The sequence below is a fragment of the Streptomyces sp. NPDC059895 genome (genome assembly GCF_042731035.1).
Classification (GTDB): domain Bacteria; phylum Actinomycetota; class Actinomycetes; order Streptomycetales; family Streptomycetaceae; genus Streptomyces.
Genome location: NZ_JBHWKO010000017.1, coordinates 155,048 through 170,028 on the forward strand (window position 1 = coordinate 155,048; position 14,981 = coordinate 170,028).

Annotated in this window: 14 protein-coding genes; 3 read left to right on the forward strand and 11 right to left on the reverse strand. The window is 73.4% G+C overall.

Annotated features, from left to right (window positions below):
* Positions 1-139 precede the first annotated feature (139 nt).
* From ACFV9M_RS21295 to ACFV9M_RS21305, 3 genes are all read right to left on the reverse strand, one after another.
* On the reverse strand, positions 140-1,672 hold the full coding sequence (locus ACFV9M_RS21295; protein WP_385071542.1) for an amino acid permease: 1,533 nt from the start codon (positions 1,670-1,672) through the stop codon (positions 140-142).
* A 58-nt stretch (positions 1,673-1,730) separates the two neighbouring features.
* Positions 1,731-2,735: a hypothetical protein gene (locus ACFV9M_RS21300; RefSeq protein ID WP_385071545.1), complete on the reverse strand. Its 1,005-nt coding sequence runs from the start codon at positions 2,733-2,735 to the stop codon at positions 1,731-1,733.
* Positions 2,736-3,031: 296 nt separating this feature from the next.
* Entirely contained in the window at positions 3,032-3,931 is a 900-nt protein-coding gene (locus tag ACFV9M_RS21305; protein ID WP_385071625.1) for a YbhN family protein, read from the reverse strand.
* 213 nt (positions 3,932-4,144) lie between these two features.
* On the opposite strand from ACFV9M_RS21305, the gene ACFV9M_RS21310 reads away from it, so the two are divergent.
* The 3 genes from ACFV9M_RS21310 (at position 4,145) to ACFV9M_RS21320 (ending at position 8,691) form a co-directional block, all read left to right on the forward strand.
* A complete protein-coding gene (locus ACFV9M_RS21310; protein WP_385071626.1) occupies positions 4,145-6,112 on the forward strand; it encodes an ABC transporter ATP-binding protein in 1,968 nt (655 codons plus the stop codon).
* Between the two features lie 98 nt (positions 6,113-6,210).
* Entirely contained in the window at positions 6,211-7,599 is a 1,389-nt protein-coding gene (locus tag ACFV9M_RS21315; protein WP_385071548.1) for a nitrous oxide reductase family maturation protein NosD, read from the forward strand.
* 63 nt (positions 7,600-7,662) lie between these two features.
* Positions 7,663-8,691 (forward strand): methyltransferase, encoded by a 1,029-nt coding sequence (locus ACFV9M_RS21320; RefSeq protein WP_385071551.1) that lies wholly within the window; start codon positions 7,663-7,665, stop codon positions 8,689-8,691.
* A gap of 46 nt (positions 8,692-8,737) precedes the next feature.
* Here the strand turns inward: ACFV9M_RS21320 and ACFV9M_RS21325 are convergent, their stop codons facing one another.
* The 8 genes from ACFV9M_RS21325 to ACFV9M_RS21360 form a co-directional block, all read right to left on the reverse strand.
* Positions 8,738-9,070: a TcmI family type II polyketide cyclase gene (locus ACFV9M_RS21325; RefSeq protein WP_385071554.1), complete on the reverse strand. Its 333-nt coding sequence runs from the start codon at positions 9,068-9,070 to the stop codon at positions 8,738-8,740.
* Between the two features lie 27 nt (positions 9,071-9,097).
* Positions 9,098-9,577, reverse strand: a complete 480-nt coding sequence (locus ACFV9M_RS21330) for an SRPBCC family protein (RefSeq protein WP_385071556.1) — start codon at positions 9,575-9,577, stop codon at positions 9,098-9,100.
* Between the two features lies 1 nt (position 9,578).
* Positions 9,579-9,836, reverse strand: coding sequence for an acyl carrier protein (locus ACFV9M_RS21335; protein ID WP_385071558.1), 258 nt, complete (start codon positions 9,834-9,836; stop codon positions 9,579-9,581).
* 30 nt (positions 9,837-9,866) lie between these two features.
* Positions 9,867-11,117 (reverse strand): ketosynthase chain-length factor, encoded by a 1,251-nt coding sequence (locus ACFV9M_RS21340; protein ID WP_385071561.1) that lies wholly within the window; start codon positions 11,115-11,117, stop codon positions 9,867-9,869.
* A complete protein-coding gene (locus ACFV9M_RS21345) occupies positions 11,114-12,382 on the reverse strand; it encodes a beta-ketoacyl-[acyl-carrier-protein] synthase family protein (protein ID WP_385071564.1) in 1,269 nt (422 codons plus the stop codon). Before ACFV9M_RS21345 ends, ACFV9M_RS21340 begins: the two co-directional genes overlap by 4 nt.
* The gene (locus ACFV9M_RS21350) at positions 12,379-12,789 is read right to left on the reverse strand and encodes a cupin domain-containing protein (RefSeq protein ID WP_385071566.1); all 411 of its coding nucleotides are present in this window, start codon (positions 12,787-12,789) and stop codon (positions 12,379-12,381) included. Before ACFV9M_RS21350 ends, ACFV9M_RS21345 begins: the two co-directional genes overlap by 4 nt.
* Positions 12,790-12,859: 70 nt before the next feature.
* Complete coding sequence (locus ACFV9M_RS21355; protein WP_385071569.1) at positions 12,860-14,005, reverse strand: SchA/CurD-like domain-containing protein; 1,146 nt, start codon at positions 14,003-14,005, stop codon at positions 12,860-12,862.
* A 153-nt stretch (positions 14,006-14,158) separates the two neighbouring features.
* Positions 14,159-14,827: a class F sortase gene (locus tag ACFV9M_RS21360; RefSeq protein WP_385071572.1), complete on the reverse strand. Its 669-nt coding sequence runs from the start codon at positions 14,825-14,827 to the stop codon at positions 14,159-14,161.
* Between the last annotated feature and the right edge of the window lie 154 nt (positions 14,828-14,981).

Here is a 14,981-nt window from a genome sequence, read left to right on the forward strand (position 1 = left end):
CCGGATGTGAAATGTCGTCACGTTCTCACCTGTTCGCTTGCCGGCTTCTCTGCGATGTCGCGGTCGCGTCCGTCCGGGAACGGGCGCGACCGCACATCCTGCCGTATCCGGCACGGCGGTTCGCAGGCGGCCGGTGCGCTCAGACGATGCCTTCGGCCAGTTCGGCCTGCTCCCGGTCCGAGCCGTACGCGGCCGTGGCGGGCGTTCCGTACGAACGGCGGGCCACGAACCACCACACCGTGGCCAGGACCAGCACGACGGCGAGGGCGACGGAGGCGTAGTTCATCGTGTCCGCGGTCACCGGCGAGGACTGCGGCAGGCAGAACAGCACCGTCACACACGCCACCCACACCACCGCCGTCCAGCCGATCGGCCTGCTCCACCGGCCCAGGTGCCACGGACCCGGCCGGAAACGGTCCCCCGCGCGCAGCCGCAGCAGCACCGGGATGGCGTACGCCGGTGTGATGCCGATGACGTTGATGGCGGTGACCGCGCCGTACGCCGTCGCCGAGTACAGCGACGGCAGCGCGAGGACGCAGGCGACCGCGACCGACAGCCACACGGCGGCGACCGGGGTCTGGGTGCGGGCGCTGACCCTGCGCCACAGGTGCGAGCCCGGCAGGGCGCGGTCCCGGCTGAACGCGAACACCATGCGGCTGGCCGCGGCGACCTCGGCGTTGCCGCAGAACAACTGGGCGACGATCACGACCAGCAGCAGCGCGCTCGCGCCGTCGGCGCCGAGGCCGTCCAGGAGGATCTGGGCGGGCGGTACGCCGGTTGCGGTGTCCCGGGTGGCGGCGTAGTCCTGGATGGCGAAGGTGAGGCCCGCGAGGAGGACGAAGCCCGCGATCCAGGACACCCAGATCGACCGCACGATGCCGCGCGCCGCCGACACCGACGCGTTGGCGGTCTCCTCCGACAGGTGCGCGGAGGCGTCGTAGCCGGAGAACGTGTACTGGGCGAGCAGCAGGCCGATCGCCGCCACGTACACCGGGTTGTCCCAGCCGGTGCCGTTGACGAACTCCCCGAAGACGAAGGACGGCGACCGGTGGTGGTCGGGCACGATCGCCAGCGCGCCGACGATGAGCGTCACGCCCGCCAGGTGCCACCACACGGATATCGAGTTCAGGACGCTGACCAGCCGGACCCCGAACAGGTTCAGCACGGCGTGCAGCAGCAGGATCGCCACGAAGATCAGCATCGTCTTCCCCGGCGTCGGCTCGAAGCCCCACTGGAGGTTGGCGAAGGCCCCCGCGAACAGGGCGGCGCCGTAGTCGATGCCGGCGATCGCGCCGAGCAGGCCGAGCAGGTTCAGCCAGCCCGTGTACCAGCCCCAGCGGCGCCCGCCGAGCCGGTCGGCCATGTAGTACAGGGCGCCCGACGTCGGGTACGCGCTGGTCACCTCGGCCAGCGCCAGCCCCACGCAGAGCACGAACAGGCCGACCCCGGCCCAGCCCCACAGCATCACGGCGGGGCCGCCCGCGCCCATGCCGAAGCCGTACAGGGTCATGCAGCCGGACAGGACGGAGATGACGGAGAAGCTGATCGCGAAGTTGCCGAAGCCGCCCATACGGCGGGCCAGCACCGGCCGGTAGCCGAGCTCGCGCAGCCGCTGCTCCTCGTCGGGGCGCGGGACGGCGGTCGGAGCCGGCGGCTCCGGTGTGCGGGACATACGGGGACCTCCGAGGTCACATGTGTAGGGGAACGGGACGGCCGGGGAGCCCCACGGGTCAGCCGGCGGCGGGGCCCCGGCCGCGCGCCGCCGTGCGGCTGCGCGCGCGGGCCTGGAGGAACACCTGCACCGCCTGGCCCGGGTCGCCCGGGACCGTGGCGCGGTGGGTCCAGGGCACAGGGGTGCAGTACGGGCCGATCGCGTCGAACACCCGGGCGGCGTCGGTGAAGCGCAGCGCCCCCCACAGGGCGTGGGCCAGGTGGTTGAGGTCGAGCGGGGAACGCTCCGCGGCGTCCGCGTGCCCGAACCACGACGTGTCCGCGCGCAGCGCCTCGCGGGTGGCGTCCTCGGCCACCCAGTGCAGGTCGAGGGCGGCGCCCCGCCCGTCGCCGCGCCGGTAGCGCTCCACTCGGACGTACAGCGGCAACAGGTGCAGGGGGGAGCCCGGCGGGGCCTGCTCGGCGGTCAGCTGCGCGAAGCCGGACGCCTCCGCCAGCCGCGCGGACGCCGCCTGCGCGTACAGGAACTGCAGCATGCGGTGGTGGGCCTCGCGGTTGTGCGGGTCGCGCCCGACGGCCTCGGCCAGCAGGCCCCACGGGCCCGCCGGCAGGGTCGGCTCCGGCGGCTTCGCCCGGTGCTCCTCCCACAGCTGCTCGCGGTCCAGCTGGGCCAGCGCCAGCAGGCACACCCACGGCACCGGGTCCGGCGGGGCGGCCCGGGCGGCCGACTGGCTCACGTCCCAGGCCTCGATCCACAGCTCGTGGGTGCGGCGGTGGCGCTCGCGGTGCGCCCGCAGCGCCCGCTCGACGGCGACCCGGGCCCGCATGACCGCGGCCGGCACGCTGTCCGGCTCCTCGGCGAGCCAGGCCCGGACCACGTCGGTCCCGGCCGCCGCCGCCCCCAGCACCTGGGTGCGCCGGGTCCACGGCTCCCACGCCGTGGTGCGCGCCAGCAGGGTGCGCATCGACAGCCAGCGCCCGGTGCGCACCTCCTGGAGGGCGGCGCGCAGCTCGTCGTCGTGCCCGGCCGGATCGTAGGCGGGGCGTGCTCCGTCTCTGGCCATCAGCCGCTCGTCCCGGGCCGGGGAACGGACAGGACGGCAGGGTGGAGTAACAAACAGCCCTCCTCGGGGCGGAGGCCGGAGCGGAAGAGGAGATCGCGTCGGTCGGCGGTCACTATAGAGGCGGCCGTGGCGCCTCACACACCGTTTGGGATCTCACCAACCACGCTTTACCTGGCAATAGTTGACGGGTGATCAGTCACGTGGGGGGAGAGGGGGCCCGACGGCGGGTCCGGTGCCCGCCGTCGACCGGGGCGGGCCGCCCCGCCGGAACGCGGTGCCGTCCGGCCGTCCGCCGGTCAGATCACCTTCAGCCGCACCAGCGCCCCGAGGGTCAGCGCCCCCGGCAGCAGCGGCAGCCAGACGGTGACGATGCGGAAGGCGAGGACCACGGCCGTGGCGACCGCGGCCGGGCCGCCCACCGCCACCAGCGCCACGACCAGCGCCGCCTCGACCGAGCCGATCCCGCCGGGCGTGGGGACGAGCGCCACCGCCACCGTGGCCGCCAGGTACGCCACCGCCATGTGCGTCGCGGGCACCGGCAGCCCCAGGGACCGCCCCACCGCCGCCAGCCCGGCCGCCTGGAGCGCGGGGAACGCGAGGGAACCGCCCCACAGCGCCAGTGCCCGCGCCGGACGCGCGTGCACCGAACGCGCCTCGCCCAGCGCCGTGCGCAGGAACGCGCACACGGCCGACCGCAGCCGCCGTACGAGGACGAGCGTGCCCGCCGCCACCAGCGCGGCCGCACCGAGCACCGCCAGGAGCGGGCCGAGCGCTCCCGCCGGCAGCAGGGGGCCGAGCCGCAGCGCGCCGGGGAAGGCGAGCAGCAGCGCGGCGAGCAGCCCCACCCGGGCGACGCCCTCCGCCAGCAGATACAGCGCCAGGGCCGCCGAGGAGCGGGCCAGTGGCACCCCGCACACGGCCATGAACCGCAGGTTGACCGCGCTCGCGCCCAGGCCGGTCGGCAGCAGGTGGTTGGCGGCGCCCGCCGCGAACTGCGTGGCCAGCAGCCGCAGCGCGGGCAGCCGCTGGACGACCGCGCCCTGCCGGGTGACGGCCGCCGCCACCCAGGTCAGACAGGTCGCCCCGGCCGCGGCCAGCAGCCAGGGCCACTCGGCCGTGCGCAGCTGGGCGAGGCCCTCGGCGAGCACGGACCGGTGCCGCACCGCGACGACCCCGACCAGGACGAGGGGCAGCAGACACAGGGCCCGGCGCAGTCCGCGTGCCGACGGCCGCCGCGGGGTACGGCCCCGGGTGAGGGGCGCTGGGGAGAGCGGTGTCGCGGTCACACCTGCAGAGGTTCTCCGCCCCACGTCAACGCGCGGTGACCACGGTGTGGACGGCGGCGGGGGAGGAGACATCGTCATGTTGACCTCAACGATGCTTGAGGTTCTACGTTCGTCCGTATGAGCATGGAGACCACCGCCTGGACGCAGCTGTACAGCGTCATGAACGCCCGCCACGAACGCCGCCCCTTCGATCGGGCGACGCTGCGCCGCATCGGCGCCTTCGCCCGCCCGCACCGCCGCCGCATCGCCCTGTTCGTCCTGCTCGGGGCGGTGACGGCGCTGCTCGCCGTCGCCACCCCCGTCCTCGCGGGGCGGGTCGTCGACGCGATCGTGTCGCACGGCGACGCCGGCACCGTCGTCCGGCTGGCCCTGCTCATCGCGCTCCTCGCGGTCCTGGAGGCGGCGCTCGCCGTCCTCGGCAGAAAGCTCTCGGCGACGCTGGGGGAGGGGCTCATCCTCGACCTGCGCACGGCCGTCTTCGACCATGTGCAGCGGATGCCGGTGGCGTTCTTCACCCGCACGCGTACGGGGGCGCTCGTCTCCCGGCTCAACAACGACGTGATCGGCGCCCAGCGCGCCTTCAGCAACACCCTGTCCGGAGTGGTCGGCAACCTGGTCACCCTGCTGCTCGCCCTCGCCGTCATGCTCACCCTGTCCTGGCAGGTCACCCTGCTCGCCCTGGCCCTGCTGCCGGTGTTCGTGATCCCGGCCCGGCGGATGGGCCGGCGGATGGCGGACATGCAGCGGGAGGCGGCCGAGCTCAACGCGGCGATGGGCACCCGGATGACCGAGCGCTTCTCCGCGCCCGGCGCCACCCTGGTCAAGCTCTTCGGCCGCCCCGAGCAGGAATCGGCGCAGTTCGCGGCGCGCGCCGCGCTCGTCCGGGACATCGGCGTCCGCACGGCGACGGCCCAGTCGCTGTTCATCACCTCCCTCACCCTCGTCTCCGCCCTGGCCCTCGCCCTCGTCTACGGCCTCGGCGGCCGGCTAGCCCTGGACGGCGCCCTGGACCCCGGCGCCGTCGTCGCCCTCGCCCTGCTGCTGACCCGCCTGTACGCCCCCCTCACCGCCCTCGCCGGGGCGCGCGTGGAGGTGATGAGCGCCCTGGTCAGCTTCGAGCGCGTCTTCGAGGTGCTCGACCTGAAGCCGCTCATCGAGGAGAAACCGGACGCCCGCGAGGTGCCCGAGGGGCCGGTCTCCGTCGTCTTCGAGGACGTCCGCTTCGGCTACCCGTCCGCCGACAAGGTCTCCCTGGCCTCCCTGGAGGAGGTCGCCGCCCTCGACACCCGCGGGGGCGCCGAGGTCCTGCACGGCGTGTCCTTCCGCGCCGAACCCGGCCACACCGTCGCCCTCGTCGGCTCCTCCGGCGCCGGCAAGTCGACCATCGCCCAGCTCCTGCCGCGCCTGTACGACGTCGACGCCGGTGCCGTCCGCGTCGGCGGGGTCGACGTGCGCGACCTGAGCGCGCGGTCCCTGCGCGAGACGCTGGGCATGGTCACCCAGGACGGCCACCTCTTCCACGACACCGTCCGCGCCAACCTGCTGCTCGCCCGGCCCGAGGCGGGCGAGGACGACCTGTGGGACGCGTTGCGCCGCGCCCGGCTCGACGACCTGGTCCGCTCCCTGCCCGACGGCCTCGACACGGTCGTCGGCGAGCGCGGCTACCGCCTCTCCGGCGGCGAGCGCCAGCGCATGACCATCGCCCGGCTGCTGCTGGCCCGCCAGCGCGTCGTCATCCTCGACGAGGCGACCGCCCACCTCGACAACACCTCCGAGGCGGCCGTCCAGGAGGCGCTCGCCGAGGCCCTGGACGGGCGCACCGCCGTCGTCATCGCCCACCGCCTGTCGACCGTGCGGTCCGCCGATCTGATCCTGGTCGTCGAGTCCGGCCGGATCGTCGAACGCGGCACGCACCGGGAGCTGCTGGCGGCGGACGGGCGGTACGCGGAGCTGTACCGGACGCAGTTCGAGCGGCCGGAGAAGACGGCCGAGAAGACGGCCGAGGAGGCGGCGGGGGTGGTGGCCGCCGGGGTGGCGGCCGGGGCGGTCTCCGGGGAGGGGGTGGAGGCGGTCGCCGGGGCGGCGGTGTGAGGGCGGTCGCCGGGAGGGGCCGGCGCGCCCGGGTGTGACACGCCGTCGGATGGTCGATCCCGCCTGCCCGCAGACCATACGGTCATATGGTGCGGAATATGACTAAATGCCATATCGCGTACCTGGCGTGCACCGCGGCGGTCGTCGGAGCGGGCCTCGGCGCCGCTCCGCCCGTGTCCGGCCACGCGACCCTTGTGGTCCACCCGGGGCAGTCGATCCAGAAGGCGGTGGACGCCGCCGCACCGGGCGACACCGTGCTCGTGACCCCCGGCGTCTACCGCGAGTCCGTCAGGGTGACCACACCGGGACTGACGCTGCGCGGCGCGGGCCGCGGCGTGGTGCTCGAACCGGCCACCCGGCCGGCGGCCACCACCCAGCCGGCGGGCGGCAGCGGCACCACCCAGCCGGCCGGTACCGCCCAGACGGCCGGTACCACTCAGGCAGCTGGTACCGGTCAGACATCCGGTACCACCCAGACGGCCGGTACCACTCAGGCAGCTGGTACCGCCCAGCCGGCCGGCACCACTCAGGCGGCCGGTACCACTCAGACGGCCGGTAAGACCCAGACATCCGGCACCACTCAGGCGGCCGGTACCACTCAGGCGGCCGGTACCACTCAGGCGGCCGGCACCCGCCAGACCGCCACCCGTCCGACCGACCCGAAGAAGGCCGCGGGGAAGGCCGCGGGGAAGGCCGCGGGCGGCTGTGCCGAGGCCGGCAACGGCATCTGCGTGGAGGGGACGAAGGACCGCCGCCTGGAGGGCGTCACCATCACCTCCCTGACGGTGACCGGCTTCGCCAAGACCGGCGTGTCGGCCGCGTGGACCGACAGGCTGACCGTGCGGAACGTGCTCGCGGCGAGGAACGGCGTCTGGGGCATCGCCGAGGAGCACTCCCGCCGCAGCGTCTTCCGCGCCAACACCGCCCGGGAGAACGGCGACGCGGGCCTGTTCCTGGCCAACACCGTCACGGCCGAGGAAGGCGCCGCGGACACCGGCGGAACGGTCGTCGACCGCAACCGGCTGGAGGGCAACCGGATCGGCGTCACGGTCCGGCGCCTGCGCAACCTCACCGTCGAGCACAACCGCATCACCGGCAACTGCGCGGGCGTCTTCGTCGTCGGCGACGAGAACAAGCCGAAGGCCGGCGCCGTGACCGTCAGCGGCAACCGCATCGAGCGGAACAACAAGTCGTGCCCGAAGACGGCCCGGCTGGACGCCCTCCAGGGCTCGGGGATCGTCCTGACCGGCGTCGACGACACCGTGGTGACGCGGAACACCGTCAGGGACAACGCCGGCGCCTCCCCGCTGTCCGGCGGCATCGTCATCTTCAAGAGCTTCGTCGGCACCCCCAGCGAGCGCAACCGGATCAGCGACAACGTGCTGAGCGGCAACTCCCCGGCGGACCTCGTCAACACGGACACCGGCAAGGACAACACCTTCGAACGCAACTCCTGCCGGGCCTCCCGGCCCGCGGGACTGTGCTGACCGCCCGGACCGGGCCGGCCGCGCAACCGAGAAGGTGGAACCGAGAAGGAAGGAAGGCGGCACATGACGACCGCTGAGACTGCTCCACCACCGTCCATGCGCCTGAGGGAGTTGGTGTTCGGGGCGGCGTGTGCCGCCGCCCTGCGCGCCGCGGCCCGGCTGGGGGTCGCCGACGCGCTCGGGGACGGCCCCATGGCCGTGGACGACCTCGCCGCGGCGGTGAAGACCGAACCCCGCCCGCTCAGGCGCCTGCTGCGGGCCCTGTCCTGCTACGGCGTCTTCGCCGAGCAGCCGGACGGCCGGTTCGCCCACACCGAGATGTCCCGGCTGCTGCGCGAGGACGACCCGCACAGCCTGCGCTACATCACCCTGTGGTGCACCGAGCCGTGGACGTGGGACGCGTGGCCGAGACTCGACGAGGCGGTCCGCACCGGCCGCAACGTCGTCGAGGACCTGTACGGCAGGGAGTTCTTCACCTACCTCAACGAGGACGCTCCCGAGTCGGCCGAGGTCTTCAACCGGGCCATGACGACCTCCAGCCGGCAGTCCGCCGAGGACGTCGCGCGCTTCCTCGACCTGTCGGGCTGCGCGTCGGTCGCCGACATCGGCGGCGGCCAGGGGCACGTGGTGGCGAGCCTGCTGGAGAAGTACCCGTCCCTGCGCGGCACCCTGCTCGACCTGCCGCGCGTGGTCGAGAACGCCGACCCCCGGCTGCGCCCGGGCGGCGCGCTCGCCGACCGGATGACCATCGTGCCCGGCGACTGCCGCGCCGCCATCCCGGTCCGGGCGGACGTGTACGTCATCAAGAACATCCTGGAGTGGGACGACGACAGCACGGCCCGCACCCTGCGCAACGTCATCGGGGCGGGCGGGCCCGGCACCCGGGTCGTGGTCATCGAGAACCTCGTCGACGACACGCCCTCGATGCGGTTCAGCACCGCCATGGACCTGCTGCTGCTCCTCAACGTCGGCGGGGCCAAGCACACCACCGAGTCCATGGTCGGACGGCTGACCGACGCCGGGCTGGTCGTCGACGACATCCGGCCGGTCAACCCCTACCTGCACGCGTTCGACTGCACCGTCCCCCGCTGAGCACCCCGGGAGACCCTCGGGGCAAACCACCGGTCGAGGAGCGTCCTCAGCCGGTGGAGTCCCGCTCCCAGCGGTAGAAGCAGTGCGCCATGGCGTCCTTCGGCGACCGCCAGGTCTCGGGGTCGTACGCGCTGACGTACGCCGACAGCCGCTCGCTGATGTCCCGGAACCGCGGGTGTCCGGCCACCTTGGCGATGGCGGGGCCGGGGTCCCGCTCCGACTCGATGAGGTGCATGTACACATCACCGAACTGGAAGAGGCTGCGCCGGGACACCCCCACCAGGTGGGGCAGCTCTCCACGGTCCGACTCCTCGAACAGCTGGGCGATGTCCGGCGCCGACCCGGGAGCCATCCGGGCCACGATCAGGGCCTGATGCATGTTCCTGTCCTCCTTCCGGCTGCCGGCTCAGTCGGCCACGGACGGCACGGACCCGCGGTCCGCGGCGGCCTTCTCGATGCGGTCCCGGATCAGGCCCAGCTGGACCTTGGAGTTCCGGTTGATGTTGTCGGTCATCCAGGCGTCGTCGACCGGGGCGTCGGGCTTCATCTCGAAGTCCTGCGTCCACACCATCCGGGTGCCCTGGGGGACCTCCTCGTACTGCCACCGGATGTTCATGTACGAGAAGGGACCCGTCTCGACGCGGCGGGCCTTCACACTGAGCGCGTCGCGGTCCGGCTCCCGCTCCGAGACCCAGCTCCACACGGTGCCGTTCTCGTCGGGGTGCATGGTCAGCCGGAAGGTGGTCTTGTTCCCCTCCTGCGACAGGATCTCCGCGGAGGCGTACTCGCTGAACAGCCGAGGCCAGTTCGCCACGTCGTTGGTCATGTCCCAGACCAGGTCCAGCGGCGCGGCGATGACGATCTCGTTCTGCGTGTGTCCGGCCATGTCACGCTCCTGCCGGGAGGGCGCTGTTGACGAGGTCGAGGAACTGCCGGGGTGTCCTGCAGCGTTCCGCGTCGGGCGGCATCGGCGCGCCGTAGCGGTTCTCCAGCTCGCCCACGATGCCCAGCAGCCCGAGCGAGTCGACGCCGAGCGCGTCGAACCCGGTCCCGGACCGCTGCTGCAGCTCCTCCGGCGCCACGGTGATGCCCGCGGCCTTCTTCATCAGCTCGGACAGCTCTTCGACGGTGATGCGGTCACTCATGAGGTTCCTCTCCTTTGCTCCGTTGCCCCGTCACGAGGCGTCGGCGACGCCGTGCCGCAGCACCAGCGCCGAGTTCGAGCCCATGAGCCCCCGCCCCAGGACCAGCGCGCACCGCACCTCGGCGGCGCGGGCTCGTTCGGTCACCAGGTCGAGGTCATGGCAGATGTCGAAAACGTTGGGGGTGGGCGGGATCAGGCCGTGCTCCATCGCCAGCACCGCCGCCGCGGTGTCCAGCACGGGCGCCGCGCAGAAGCTGCGGCCGATGCCGGTCTTCGGCGCGGTGACCGGCACCCGCCGGCCGTGCGCGCCCAGGGCGTCGGCGATCGCCAGCGCCTCGGCGCGGTCCGCCGCCGGCACCCCGAGGGCGTCGGCGAAGACCACGTCGATCTCCTCGGGCGCGCAGCCGGCCTCGTCCAGGGCACCGCGGATCGCCTGGGCGAGCCCCTCCCGGGACGCCTCCCACCGGGAGGCACCGGTGAACGTCGCCGTGTGCCCGGTCAGGACGGCCCGCACCCGCGCACCCCGCTCCCGCGCCGAGCGCTCCTCCTCCACGACGAACATGGCGCCGCCCTCCGCGGGCACGAACCCGCAGGCCGCCTCCGTGAACGGACGGTAGGCGCGCGCCGGGTCGTCGGCGGTGCTCAGCTCCGGGTAGCCGAGCTGGCACACCACCGAGTACGGGGCGAGGGGCGCCTCCGTCGCCCCGGCCACGATCACGTCGGTGCCGCGCCGCACGGCCCGCGCCGCGTGCGCGAGACCGTCCAGGCCGCCGGCCTCGTCGGCCGCGACCACCGAGCAGGGGCCCTTGAAGCCGCGGCGGATGGAGATCTGGCCGGTACTCGCGGCGTAGAACCAGGCGATCGACTGGTACGGCCCGACGAAGCGGCTGCCCTTGCCCCACAGCCGCTGCAGCTCCCGCTGGCCGAACTCGCCGCCGCCGGAGCCGGCCGCGGTGACCACGCCCACGGAGAACGGCTCGCCGGCGGTGTCGGCCTGGCCGAGGCGGGCGTCCTCCAGCGCGAAGTCGGCCGCGGCCATCGCGAAGTGCGTGAACCGGTCGGTCTGGACGAGGTAGCGCTCCTCGACCGCCGTCGACGCCTCGAAGGAGCGGATCTCGCCGGCCACCCGCAGCGGCAGGTGCTCGCAGCCCTCGCGGGTGACCCGGTCCAGGACGCTCACGCCCTCCTGGGTGGACTTCCAGAAGGACTCGGTGCTGATTCCGTTGGGCGCGATCACACCGATGCCGGTGACGGCCGCGCGCCGCGGATGTGGTTCGCTCATCGTGTCCTCCCTCTCGGCCGCGTCAGGACCACCGCGGACTGGAAGCCGCCGAACCCGCTGCCCACGGAGAGCACGGTGTTCAGCTTGCGCTCGCGGGCGACCTTCGGGACGTAGTCCAGGTCGCACTCGGGGTCCGGGGTCTCGTAGTTGGCGGTGGGCGGCACCACCTGGTGGGCCAGGGCCAGCACACAGGCGACGACCTCGATGGCGCCGATCGCTCCCAGCGAGTGGCCCACCATGGACTTGATGGAACTCATGGGCGTGTCGTAGGCGTGCTGCCCGAGGGCCCGCTTCACCGCCGCGGTCTCGTGCCGGTCGTTCTGCTGGGTGCCCGAGCCGTGGGCGTTGACGTAGTCCACCGCCGTGCCGTCCAGCCGGGAGTGGTCGAGAGCGACCCCGATGGCGCGGGCCATCTCCAGGCCCTCCCGGGTCAGACCGGTCATGTGGTAGGCGTTGCCGAAGGTGGCGTAGCCGCTGAGCTCGCAGTACACGTGGGCACCGCGGGCCCGGGCGTGCTCCAGCTCCTCCAGGACCAGGACCGCGCCGCCCTCGCCCATGACGAACCCGTTGCGGTCGGCGTCGAAGGGGCGCGACGCGTGGGCGGGGTCGTCGTTGTTCGGGGACGTGGCCTTGATGGCGTCGAAGCAGGCCATCGTGATCGGCGATATGGGCGAGTCGGAGGCGCCCGCTATGCACACGTCGGCCCGGCCTTCCTCGATCGTGTGGAAGGCGTAGCCGACCGCGTCGAGCCCCGACGTGCAGCCCGTCGACACGGTCTGCACCGGGCCGCGCGCCTCGAACCGCTCGGCGACGGTGGAGGCCAGCGTGCTGGGCGCGAACGCGCGGTGCAGGTGCCGCTCCGCCCGGTCGTGGTCGACGTCCCAGCGCTGCCCCTGGTGGCTGACCAGCACGTAGTCGTGTTCGAGCCGGGTGGTGCCGCCGACCGCGGTGCCCAGGGACACCCCGACCCGCCAGGGGTTCTCCCGGGCCAGGTCGAGCCCGGAGTCCCGGACCGCCTCCTCGCCGGCGACCAGCGCGAACTGGATGTACCGGTCGTTGCGGGCGGTCTGGTCCGCGTCCAGTCCGTGGGCCGCCGGGTCGAAGTCGCACTCGGCGGCGATCCGCGACCGCAGCCCGGACGGGTCGAAGAAGGTGATGCCCCGGGTCGCGGTGCGCCCGTGGGAGAGCAGGTCCCAGAACGCGGGGACCCCGATGCCGCCCGGGGCGACGACGCCTATCCCGGTGACCGCCACGCGCCGGTTCACGCTCCCACCACCGGGACGGCGTCGGTCTGCTCGGTGTCGACGTGGCCGAGCGGCGGGGTGGGGGCCAGCGGGCCGAGGTGGAAGACGATCCGGGCCTCGACGTTGCCGACGTTGCGGAAGCGGTGCCGCATGTTGATGGGGATCATCAGCCCCTGCTCGGGCCGCAGCGGGTGCGGCTCGCCGTCCAGGTCGACCTCCAACTGCCCGCAGACGACGTACACGAACTCCTCGGAGTACGGGTGGTAGTGCTCACCGATGCGGTCGCCGGGCTGCACGATGGCCACGCCCATGAAGCCGCTGGTCGAGTTGACCGTGGCGGGCGTGAGCATGGCGCGCAGATCGCCGCCGCGCCGGGTGTTGGGCTCGACCTCGCTGAGATCCACGATTCTGGGACGGGATGTGATCACGACGTTGCTCCGATCGTGTGCTGTGTCGACGGGGGTGCGGATGGCCGCCGCGACCCGTGTGCCGGACGGATCAGGCGTGGGCCGAGCGGCGGTCGGTGATGAGTTCCATGCGGGTGAGGTCGAGGACGCGGGTGGGGCCGCCGTCCCACGGCGCCGAACCGCCGGCGCCCTCGGGGAAGGCCGTCAGGTCCGCCGCCGTCGCCGGGTCCAGCAGACCGAGGGAGAGCGCGGGGTCGCCCGCGTCGAGACCGCCGCGCACGTCGATCAGCCGTACGACGACGTCGTCGCGCTGGAAGATCGTGCTGCACAGGACGGGATTGCGCGGGTCCTCCGCGGCCGCCTCGTCCTGCTGGGCGAGCAACTGGGCCAGCCGCATCCCGCGGTCGGGCCGGGCCGGGTAGTACAGCGCGTACCGCTGCGCCGTCGGGTCCTCCCGCTCCGCCGTCACATGGTGGACGGCCGGCAGCGCCGCCCGTGTGAAGAACACCCGGGCGGACTCGGGGTCGTCGAGGTCCCGGTCCTGCTCCAGATACGGGTTGATGGCCTCCTCGACGGCCCGCACCTCGGGCTGCCGGGCCACATGGCGCAGCGCCGCGAGCAGGTCGCCGCGCACCTCGATGGCGCGCACCACGCGGTTGCCGTGCATGAACAGGGACGTGCGGCACAGCCGGGTGGTCTCGTCGACCTTCGGGTTGGGCGCCTCGTAGTCGGCGAGGATCTTGGCGACGGCCTCCTCGCTGCCCGGCTTGACGGTGAAGGTGAGCGCGTGGCGGGTCACGCCGTCGCCGATCCGGGGCGAGGCCTGGAGGGTGCGCGGGCCGGGCGCGGTGTCGGCGGCCGGGCCGCCGGTCTCGCGGACGACGTGGAAGCGCAGCGACCTGGTGTCGCGCACGCAGCTGTGCAGCGGCTCCACCATGTGCACGTGCTCCTCGCTGTTCACCCAGGTGAGGAACGGCGGGGCGCTCTCCCACTCGCTGGTGATGAGCCACTGGCTGGGGTTCTCGATCGACTGGCACAACTGGTCACTGACGTGCCCGGGGACGGACGCGACCTGGCTGCAGAGCTGCTCGTACGCCTCCAGGAACTGCTGCTGAGCGCCGTCGTGGACGTCCACCAGGAGGACGACCCGGAGCCGGGAGCCGTCGAACACGGACTGGGAGACGCGGTGCGACACCTGTCGTGTCAGCGGCTGGGGGGCGGGTGCGGTGGTGGTCATGCTGGGCACATCTCCTTTGCGGGGAGGACGGAGGGGCGGGCTTCACCTGCTGGCGCTGCGAGGCGGTGTGCCTCGATCTTGAGCCGGTCGCCACCGGCGCGCGATTCGGATGGACTACGCGAGTGACCGGCCGCTCGGACGGGCCCGTCGGGCTCACCGGAGACGGGCGAAGACCACCAGGTTGGCCGTGTAGTCCTTGGCCGTGCGGTCGTAGTCGCCCGCACAGGTGATGAGGCGGACCTCGGCCTTGTCCGTGTCGGCGTAGACACGGCGGCTGGGGAAGTGGTCCTTGTCGAAGGTCTGGAGGTCGTCGACCACGAACGACGCGGTGCGTCCGTCGGCCCGCCGGACCTTGAAGACGTCCCCCTCCTCCAGCTCGCCGAGATCGGCGAAGACGGCGGGGGCGGTGGCGGTGTCGACGTGCCCGGCGATGATCGCGGTGCCCGTCTCGCCGGGGGAGGGTCCCTCGGCGTGCCAGCCGACGAGGTTGGTGTCATGGGCCGGCGGGGCTTCGAGCTGCCCCGAGGGGGCGATGGAGAGGTCGGTGAAGGGAGCGTCCACCGAGATCTTCGGGATGAGCAGCCGCACGGGCTCGGACCGGGGCAGGTGCTTGCCGGCCGGCTGCCGGGCGGGGGAGGCCGGCGAGGCGGCCTGCGGGGAGTGCGGCGGGGGCGCGGAACGGGACGACGGTTCGTTTCCGCCGAAGAAGCTGAGTGCCAGGAACAGGAGCACCACGGCGCACAGCACGGTCATCGACCCGCGGGACCCCTGGTCGGCCGGCGCCGGCGCGGCGTCGGCGGGGGAGGAGGGAGGGACTGCCATCGGACGACCTCACTAGGGCGTTTCTCTCGGATCGGCCCGACACGGCGGGTGGGCGGAGGGCGGGCCGGGCCGCCACGGGGAGGTGTCGTGGCGGCCCGGGCGGCTATCGCGGCGGGCATGTCAGGCCAGGCCGCCGGTGGTCTTCCTGCGGCGG